Origin of the sequence: Methylobacterium sp. WL119 (assembly GCF_008039875.1) — a bacterium.
Taxonomy (GTDB): domain Bacteria; phylum Pseudomonadota; class Alphaproteobacteria; order Rhizobiales; family Beijerinckiaceae; genus Methylobacterium.
The window spans coordinates 1-8,368 of sequence record NZ_VRUU01000152.1 but is presented as its reverse complement, the minus strand read 5'-3'; the positions used below and the strand labels follow the sequence as shown (position 1 = coordinate 8,368).

Here is an 8,368-nt window from a genome sequence, read left to right as displayed (position 1 = left end):
GGTTGGGGCGGGTTCGCCGTACTGCACGCACACGCGCACGGGCGCGAATGGCAAGGTAACCGGATGGTCCGCCCCAACCCGCCCCAGCCAGTCTTGGGATGTGGCCGGACAAGGCCGCTGCGGGAACGTAGAATTTCACTGATCCATCACAAGTAAGGCCAAGCAACAACGCGCATTGTTGCATCTCTATAAGCTGAGACTGATAATCCGTGACACTAGGCGGCAGCAGATGTCGCACTTGTTAGGGAGATTGACCGTGCAGAACACTGCTCGCACGCTGAACTTCCCTGAAATGGTCCGCTTCCGGGCCGAGCGCGGCCTCTCTGGTGCTGTTGCAGCGGCAGCGCAGCAGTCCCGTACATCGCCTGGCGAGTACCTGCGCCGAGCCCTTCGCGCGCAGCTCAATGCCGACGGCGTGAAGCTCCCGCCCTTCCGCAGCGGTGACGACGGCCCCGGCCCGGCGCCGTCTGCCCCAGCGATGCGGCAGGCCGCCTGATGGGGGTTCTCAGCATGATCCCGACCTTCACGATCCGTCCCCGCGACTACGTCGAGTCGCACGTGATGATGCGGTCGCCCCGTGAACTTCCGCGTCCGGATTGGAGCGCTGGTCTCGCGCTTCGCGCCTCAACTGAGATCGCGGCTGACCGTGATGCCGCCGTCGCGGAGCGGAGTGCCCTGGAGGCTAGCCGCACCGACCTGATGCTGACTGGCACCGTCGACGATGTAGCCGATCTCGACCACCGCATCGCCGTCGCCAAGGTCCGCATCGATCAGGCCGAAATGCAGCACGCCGCGGCGGTGATCGCTGAGGCCAAGACCAAGGCCGACCATGAGGCTGAGCAGACCCGCCGCAGAGCTCTGCGCAAGCAGGCTATGAAGGCCAGCGCCGAGGTCGGCCGAATGGCTGATGACTACCTCGCGGCTGCCGGAAAGCTGGTGACGCTGCTGGCACAGATCCGCGAGCGCGAGCGGCTAATCGCTGAGGCCAACGGCAATCTGCCCGACGATGCCGAGGCGGTGCCGCCCGGTGAGCCATTCAATGGCAAGGCCGGCACGCCGTCGCGTCACGAAACGACGGTGGAGCAGATCTACAGCGGCATGGGTGACGACCGGAGGCCGACCTACCGGAAGCACCCGACCACGACTTTCACCCCCAGCGTACCCGAAGAGCCGCACAAGCCGCTTTCGGCTCGCGTCTACCTCCCTGGTCTCGGTCGCGATGCCGCGCCGCTCTGGGGCGTCCGGTATTACGTCAACGGAGAACCCCGATGAACTTCGATCAAAGAGAGGTCGAGGCCGGCGCTGCTATGGCACGTCGCGCCCTCGGCAAGCCCGAGCCTGGCACGACCCCGAAGACGCAGGCCGAGCGCATGGCCGAATGGTCCAAGGCACGCGAGGCCGAGCGGCAGGCAGCGGCGACAGCAGCCCCGGCGCGTTGCGCGCCGGCTTACACGAAGCGCGATCTGCACACGCCCGGCTCCGCCTATCAGCTCGGCTCTGAGCGCCACGCCGCCGACGGGACGCTCTGGCGCCGCGTGGCCTGACACGAGATTGCGTGGCCGACCCGCGAGGGCCTCCAGCCGCGCCATTGAGGGCGATCCGGTCAGCCCAACAGCGACAAGCCAGCCTGTTCGTTGCCTGATCTACGATCACGAGAACGATGAATACCAAGGCCGGCAAGACCGCCCGCTCTCCAAGCCAGCGGGACCACCGGAGATCGCGGCGGAGGGGTCACCCCGCTGCGGTCTCCTTCCTCATCGGAGACGCATCATGCCCGCGAACGAGCCCAAGACGGTCGACGCCGAGCCAGCCCCGGATGCACCCACTGCGGTGATCTGGACCCCGCCTGCCGACCCCGGTGACGCTGGCGGCATGGGGAACAGCACTGATCGCGCCATCGTCCCTGGTACGCTCCACGAGACCGCAGAGGATGTGAAGGCTCGCGGCGGGATGTGGGGTCGAGGGTGAGCGAGGGCCTGACCGGACGCCTATGCGAGTTCCGGGGTCCCTCTGAGGCCCCGCGGAGGGTCGGGGGTCAGCGCGAGCTCAAGCTCTCCGCAGGTCTGAGCTTCCAAAACCCGGCAACGACAACAGCGGCAACAGGCAACGGCAGCAGTGACAACAACGGCAACCAAGGCAGCGTTCGCACGGCGTCACAAGGTGAACCGCTCGACGGTGAACAAGTGGGAGGCGCGCGGCCACCTCGTGATGACGGTTGACGGCTTGGTCAACGTCGAGGCGTCCGACGACCTACTGACCAAGCGCCCGGTGGCCTATCGCGGTGGGACGGCGAAGGGTCCGGTGGCGGCGGCGCCACCTTCGTCAGCTGCAGGCGCCAAGTTGGCATCTGCATCGCCCCTCCCAGCTTCTCCCAATCTGGATCCGCCCGCACAGTCCGATGCCACCGAGGTGGTGATCGCTGCGCTCAGCACCATCGTCCGCGAGATCGGGGCTTGTGCCGCTCGCCGTGCAGTCGAGTTCGGCGCCACCCTCCAGATGGCCTTCGCTCTCGATGTCGCGACCTGCCTCGATGCCAGTGAGATCGGCGAGCGCTTCCTCGCCAGCATCGGTGCCCCGCTCGCAGCCCTTTGGAGCCTCGTCGAGGTCGCCGACTCGCACCACGGTGGGATCGTCGAGGCAGATTGGCCCGCTCTGGCAGAGGCCGCAGGCAAACCGCTCGACCTCACCGCGCTGGAGGACTGGTTCTCCCGCCTGCCGAACTTCGACCCGCCGAAGGATGCCTCCCATGCCAAATGCTGACTTGATTTGCGAGGTTCGCACCACGGGCGGCACCTACCGCGACTGGCTGCAGGTTGCGATCTCTCAATCCTTCGATGCTGCGTGGCAGCGCAATTTTTCGCTGATCTGCGCCGAGCCGAACGCCGTGGCCAATTTCCGCCTGAAGCCAGGAGATCGTGTCGATATCGCCATCGCTGGGCAGGTCGTGATCCGCGAGGGCTACATTGTAAACCGTGAGGCAGCCTACGACGCAAACCGGCATGGCGTGAAAATCGATGGCTATTCGAAGGCCGGCGTGGCGGCTGAGGGATCGATCGACAGCGGGACGGGGCAGTATCGGGGCTACAAGCTCGATGCCATCGCGAACTCGGTGCTGAAGCCCTACGGCGTGAAGTTCCGGATTGAGAACCCGCCGGCTGGGGCCAATGAGCCGTTCCCGCAGGTGATGGTTCGTTACGGAGAGTCACCGTTCGACCTGATCTCGCGGCTTTGCAATCAGAGAGGACTTTGGCTCAGAGCGGATGCCGATGGCACGATGGTCGCCGGCACAAAGCCGGATGGAACGACTGCAACCTTCGTTGAGGGTCAGAACATCCTGGCAGCCTCATGCTCAATCCAGATGCCGAAGGTGGCGGAGACGATTTACAACAGCCAGATGCACGGCAACGACACGTTGTTCGGGAAAAAGGCGTCCGAGATCCAGGCCAGGTCGTCGATCTCGGATGGGATCCCTGGCATCGTTCGGAAGAGCCTTGCGGAGATGCCGCTCGATGCGAAGGGTATCCAGCTTCGCACAAATATGGATGCGCAGGCGATTGAGTCGTCCCGGCTCCGGGTATCCTTGACCTACGCGGGCTGGCTTAAGCCGGACGGTAGCCTGTGGTCTCTTACGGACAAGGTGACGGTCAAGTCGCCCATGCTGTTTCCGACCGACAGCGGACAGATGCAGCTGAAGCTATGGGGCTATGTCTACAGCCAAACTGAGGCCGGCACGACGACGACCATCGAGATGGTGAACGCAGGCGCCTTCGCCATTAAGTATCCCGACGCAAAGGCTGATGACGCTTCTACAGACCAGGCGCGTCCGAAGCCAAACCCGATGCCGCAACGTGAGCGTTCCGAAGAGCCGTCAGATGGAGACGACGAGCGTCTGAGACCCAGCGCCGTCGCCATCCGAAACCGCCGTTCCGCGACTTATGACGTTTGGTATCGGCCTAGCACGACAAAGCCTACGAGTGGTCGAACCTAGCACTCGGTACCGTCCGTTCTGCGCTGCTTCAGCCTTTGACCAACGCCGCCACGCGAGCCACGATCTCTGCAACCGGCAGGCTGGCGTCAGGATGATCGGCCATGATTGCCGCCCAAGGCATTGCAGGCTGCTCGGCTTCCTCAGGCTTCTGGACGAGGGCCAAGCCGCCGCGTGCCTTGACGGTCGCCAAGCCATCCGCACCGTCCGCACCATAGCCGCTGAGGACAATGCCAACGACGCGTTCGCCGTAGGCCTCTGCGGCTGACACGAACAACGGGTCCGCCGCAGGGCGGGTGAAGTGGACCTTCGCCCCGTGATCGAGACGGATCACGCCGTGATCAAGGTACATGTGCTTGTCGGGAGGGGCGACGTAGACGCGACCGTCCTCAAAGGGTTCGCCATCCTCGCCATGGGAGATGCGCAGGTGGCTCGTCATGCTCAGCATTTCCGGAACTATGCTGGGATGGCTGCCGATGTGCCAGACGATGAACACCGACGCCGAGCAACCTGCCGGTAGCCCTCCGATGATCTGTCGGAGCGGTATGAGGCCGCCCGCTGATGCCGCGATGACGATGATGAGTCCCATGAGACTGCCAACAGTGCCTCAGGTGGAATGTTCAAAGGCAGGATTGCGGAAGACCCAGTGGTTTAGGGGGCAGATCCCGTGTGCGATCCGCTCCCTCATGCGGCACGCCCGCATACCACCTAATGCGGATGCCAAGCGTCTGATTTCCACCATCACGTGATGGCAGCAACCACCTGCGCTAATGCTGCAGGATCAGGTACTTGCAGCTTTATCCTCATCACCCCGCATAGCTTGAGCAACACTGCTAAACGCGGCAACGACCGCCCACGCATTAGCTTCGCGGATCGTATCGAGATCGGTCCGGCTGGCCCCCGGTATCTCAATGTCTGACATCTCGGCGCTCAGGCTTTGCCCAAGAGCACGCACCCGTACCGGCGACATGCCACACTGCTCGAACACCAGCACCGCTACCGTTTGCATGAGCACCCGCAAGGCTGAGGCCTCAGCATGCTGCTCAACCGCATCCTTATCTATCGCCATGGCCATCCTGCCGACCGGATCAGATTGAAGTCCAACCGCCGCGACGCACGTCATGCATCCCCGCAGACACCTGCACAACTATGGATTGCATGTACCGAGATAGGGTTCAAGCCGTAGTTGCCCAAAGATCCTCACTTGAGGCGGATTGGCCGATGACTGTTGGTACCAGCCCGGGGTAATTGGGGCGCATCCGGATACGCCGCCCTGCCGGCTTGGCAGTGACGAGGGATTGACGTGCTTCGCCACCCAACTGCAATCTTGGGATCAGAGTGAGCTGCGAAGGCGTTGCTCTGACCCACTCGCACGGTGGTCGAAAACAGCGAGAGCCGGCGGCTCGGGTCGTGGAGCGTGGCCGGCACACAAAAGAAGCTCAGGTCGTTTCAAACAAGCCTTTCCGCGTTTACTCGCCCGACTCGCTTCCGTGAGTGGTGGAACGAGGTGCTACTTTAGCGTGTACCCAGAGGGCCCATCGTACACCTGACGCCAATAACGCGTTTAAAGCTAACACTGAAAGAAGCCACGCTGCTTCGAGTATGAATAACAGTACAACTGTCTGCGCTACGACCTGCAGCAGCGGCAGATGGTGGATTGCGCCAGCAAATCCAGACGCCAATGCTACAACAGCCACAACCAGTAACAACATCTGCCAAGAAGCAAACACGCCGCACGCGGTGCCTAGAAACGCAACCAATATGTAGGACATGACTTTTCCGGTGTTTCCCTCTGCCAGAAGCATAAGGATCGGTCTGGGATGAACAACAACTGTTTAACAAATGTTTGCAGCAAATAATCCGGTTTGTAACACCCTGCGGTTGCATGCCGCATCCTGCAGCGGGGCTTCTGAAAATACGGCATCAATCATAATAATTCCACATTCATAGAAAACTTTTTACTGAAATCGTGATAATGTACGCTGTAATTGCCAAAAAGACACCCACCGTCCCGATTGCAAAAAGCACGCATAAGTTGATGCGCAGTGACCGGAAGCGATCCTTGTTCCCGTTGCCTGAACCTGACGATGGAAGGGCAAAGGTTTTGTTTTGTAGATTACAGAAAACTCTACGAACTTTTGACATAAAAATCCTTCTGTATCAGTCGCTGCGAAATTATATTCAGGCCGAAGCCTGTATAGAGCGTCGATCAACACGCAGATCGCGATTGGCCACACCCACAGGTATGGGTGTGCTGTTAGAAGAAATCGGACTCCAGGGGCACCTAACGGGAGAGTGCGCAATTTAGTTTCGAGCAGGACGAAAATCTTTCGCTCACTGCTAAGGTTGGCTTTAAAGCCACAACCGCGTCCGAGCTGCACTAATTAGCGCTGATGCAGCGCCGAGGCGGACGGGTATCCCACGTCACGCAAACGCCCGAATATGTGACAAAGGGGTCGAACCAGTGCATTCGTCGCGAATGACGCTCCATAAGCGGTCACTATCTATAAGATCCGCAATCCTATCGCTCGGCACAGCTTCAGTGCGTGTGGTGTGATACCCCTGCCCCTACCGTGCTTCTTGCCGTAGCGCTGCCGTACCTACCTCGCTGCTACCGCGGGTGGCTATCGCGGCACCATGTTGTCGAGGAAGGCACGCTTCGCTACACGACCGTCGATGGAAACCCTTGCTCGTCTCCTGGACCGCCTCAAGGCCCGCCAGCGCGACCTCATCATGGAAGCGGCGCAGTACGACACGATGCCAGCCGACAGCACGCTGAAGCGGATTGCCGAGCTTGAGAATGTGATTGCAGCGGTTGAGGCCGTGGCGGACGAAGAGCGAAGACATCAGCGGCAGTAGGCCCCGGTAGGACAGCCGCAGGGATAGGGTTGTCGAGCTGTGCCGCGACCGCATCGAGACACGCGTCATGCGACGACGCTCGACCTCATCAACACGCTGGCCTGGGAGCAGTGCAAGGGCGACGCGACCAAGAACGATGGCTTCTACGACCTCGGCAACGCGCCTGCGCAGCCGGAGGCGGTGACTTGATATAGAACCGCTATCGTTCAAATGGCCGTCAAATCGAGGGAAGCTCGTATGAATTCGGTAGAGGTGCTCACCGACGCACGTTCGAGAGAAGTGCCTTGGCCCCTCATCGTGGAAGCTCTTCGCGATCTCATGTCAGCAGGCAGCGTCGACGACCAAGGTAGGCCATGGGTCGAAGTGGCTGCAAATCTAACCGGCTACACAACAAGCCAATTGTGGATTGGCATCAGAACATACGCCTTCATTCAAAAATTTATTAGTTCGCATGAGTTGCCAGCCCACGCGCTTGGATGGCCCATGTCAAATCTTGAAGTAGTTACCCGCATAGCGAAAGCAAACGAACACCGGGCTAAGAAAATAGTTTGTAGCACAGATCAGCTTACATTACGCAATTTGCGCAGCATCTATGACCAAACTAAAAAAGATCCTACTAGCAAGATTTCTGCCATGAGTGCAGGCCTGCAATCGTCGAAGTCTTTTACAGACAAGCTATTCCAAAATCTGTCAAATAAAGACGCTCTCCAACAAATCCTGGGTTTGGCGCAAAGTTCGTCGGTTGGACATCTTAAGATCTGGCCTGGGCGATATCCTTACTGTCACCCAAATTTCTACGTCGATTTCATGAGCGATGGCAAACTTTGTCTTGCTGCGTTCGAGGGTTTGAGATTTTTTGGCGATGTTAATTCACAGGTTGCAACGAAAGCAGCCTTGAAAGCAGCCGTCGAAGCAACATTTTTCGCTCAGTATTATCTGTGTGCTCCAAGTTGGGTGTCAACTAATGACCTTGTATCGCTTAGAGAAAAATTAGGCCTCTTCAACGTTGGGGTCATTAGTGTCGGCGAGGAAAACGTCGTTGCAACTGCGCATCCCCTTGGGCCATCCGTGCATGACCGGCAAAGCGTTCTGTTGGAAGACTGCGCAATTCGAGCCCGATTGGGGATCGTCCTCTAGCGAAGCATGGACTTGAAGAGCGCTAAAAAGCAAAAGGCCCAGCTTTGCAGCTGGGCCCTGAGTAAGTCTCGGCTACCTGAACGAGTATGTGCGCGACCAATCGAAGCCGCGCACATATCAAGTTGACCTAGAAGTCGCGCTGGACGCGGACCTTGGCCTGGAAGACGTCGTCGCTGACTGTGGTGCGGACGAAGCCGCCGGCGTTGATCGCGGCGATGCGCGAGTAGGCGGTCGGATCCTTGTCGGTGTCGATCACGCGACCGTTCTTGACGCCGATCTGGGTGTAGAGGCCTTCCACACCGATATCGAGGTCCTTCACCGGCGACCAGATCAGGCTCGCGCCGGCGACGAACTGGTAGGTGTCGCGAAGCGCCTGGCTGAGCTGGT

10 protein-coding genes and 1 pseudogene are annotated in these 8,368 nt (G+C 60.1%); 8 read left to right on the top strand and 3 right to left on the bottom strand.

From position 1 onward, the window contains the following. The first annotated feature begins 256 nt into the window (after positions 1-256). From FV227_RS26895 to FV227_RS26875, 5 genes are all read left to right on the top strand, one after another. Positions 257-496 (top strand): hypothetical protein, encoded by a 240-nt coding sequence (locus tag FV227_RS26895; protein ID WP_147860322.1) that lies wholly within the window; start codon positions 257-259, stop codon positions 494-496. Between the two features lie 14 nt (positions 497-510). Then, complete coding sequence (locus tag FV227_RS26890; protein ID WP_147860321.1) at positions 511-1,272, top strand: hypothetical protein; 762 nt, start codon at positions 511-513, stop codon at positions 1,270-1,272. Then, entirely contained in the window at positions 1,269-1,544 is a 276-nt protein-coding gene (locus FV227_RS26885; RefSeq protein ID WP_147860320.1) for a hypothetical protein, read from the top strand. The genes FV227_RS26890 and FV227_RS26885 overlap by 4 nt, the downstream gene beginning before the upstream one ends. A 616-nt stretch (positions 1,545-2,160) precedes the next feature. Continuing rightward, positions 2,161-2,760 (top strand): hypothetical protein, encoded by a 600-nt coding sequence (locus FV227_RS26880; RefSeq protein ID WP_147860319.1) that lies wholly within the window; start codon positions 2,161-2,163, stop codon positions 2,758-2,760. Further along, entirely contained in the window at positions 2,747-3,988 is a 1,242-nt protein-coding gene (locus FV227_RS26875; RefSeq protein ID WP_147860318.1) for a phage baseplate assembly protein, read from the top strand. The genes FV227_RS26880 and FV227_RS26875 overlap by 14 nt, the downstream gene beginning before the upstream one ends. A gap of 28 nt (positions 3,989-4,016) precedes the next feature. Here FV227_RS26875 and FV227_RS26870 read toward each other — a convergent pair whose 3' ends face one another. Together FV227_RS26870 and FV227_RS26865 are read right to left on the bottom strand one after the other, a co-directional pair. Beyond that, positions 4,017-4,574 carry a chemotaxis protein CheB gene (locus tag FV227_RS26870; protein ID WP_147860317.1) on the bottom strand — a complete coding sequence of 186 codons (558 nt, stop codon included), beginning with the start codon at positions 4,572-4,574 and terminating at the stop codon, positions 4,017-4,019. A gap of 192 nt (positions 4,575-4,766) precedes the next feature. Further along, positions 4,767-5,054 carry a hypothetical protein gene (locus tag FV227_RS26865; protein ID WP_147860316.1) on the bottom strand — a complete coding sequence of 96 codons (288 nt, stop codon included), beginning with the start codon at positions 5,052-5,054 and terminating at the stop codon, positions 4,767-4,769. 1,607 nt (positions 5,055-6,661) lie between these two features. Here FV227_RS26865 and FV227_RS26860 point away from each other — a divergent pair. From FV227_RS26860 to FV227_RS26855, 3 genes are read left to right on the top strand one after another with little or no spacing between them, the layout of a single operon-like run. Continuing rightward, the gene (locus tag FV227_RS26860; RefSeq protein ID WP_147860315.1) at positions 6,662-6,844 is read left to right on the top strand and encodes a hypothetical protein; all 183 of its coding nucleotides are present in this window, start codon (positions 6,662-6,664) and stop codon (positions 6,842-6,844) included. A 39-nt stretch (positions 6,845-6,883) separates the two neighbouring features. Further along, a complete protein-coding gene (locus tag FV227_RS29365; RefSeq protein WP_187274969.1) occupies positions 6,884-7,033 on the top strand; it encodes a hypothetical protein in 150 nt (49 codons plus the stop codon). Between the two features lie 48 nt (positions 7,034-7,081). Further along, positions 7,082-7,981 carry a hypothetical protein gene (locus tag FV227_RS26855; protein WP_147860314.1) on the top strand — a complete coding sequence of 300 codons (900 nt, stop codon included), beginning with the start codon at positions 7,082-7,084 and terminating at the stop codon, positions 7,979-7,981. Between the two features lie 127 nt (positions 7,982-8,108). On the opposite strand, the pseudogene FV227_RS26850 reads toward FV227_RS26855, so the two are convergent. Then, a pseudogene (locus FV227_RS26850) lies at positions 8,109-8,368 on the bottom strand (porin); the annotation flags it as partial.

What these genes read in the sequence shown, in the direction of transcription:
- FV227_RS26890 (WP_147860321.1), top strand. Translation starts at nt 511, where the DNA reads ATGATCCCGACCTTCACGATCCGTCCCCGCGACTACGTCGAGTCGCAC.
- FV227_RS26885 (WP_147860320.1), top strand. Translation starts at nt 1,269, where the DNA reads ATGAACTTCGATCAAAGAGAGGTCGAGGCCGGCGCTGCTATGGCACGT.
- FV227_RS26875 (WP_147860318.1), top strand. Translation starts at nt 2,747, where the DNA reads ATGCCAAATGCTGACTTGATTTGCGAGGTTCGCACCACGGGCGGCACC.
- FV227_RS26870 (WP_147860317.1), bottom strand. Translation starts at nt 4,574, where the DNA reads ATGGGACTCATCATCGTCATCGCGGCATCAGCGGGCGGCCTCATACCG.
- FV227_RS26865 (WP_147860316.1), bottom strand. Translation starts at nt 5,054, where the DNA reads ATGGCGATAGATAAGGATGCGGTTGAGCAGCATGCTGAGGCCTCAGCC.
- FV227_RS26860 (WP_147860315.1), top strand. Translation starts at nt 6,662, where the DNA reads ATGGAAACCCTTGCTCGTCTCCTGGACCGCCTCAAGGCCCGCCAGCGC.
- FV227_RS26855 (WP_147860314.1), top strand. Translation starts at nt 7,082, where the DNA reads ATGAATTCGGTAGAGGTGCTCACCGACGCACGTTCGAGAGAAGTGCCT.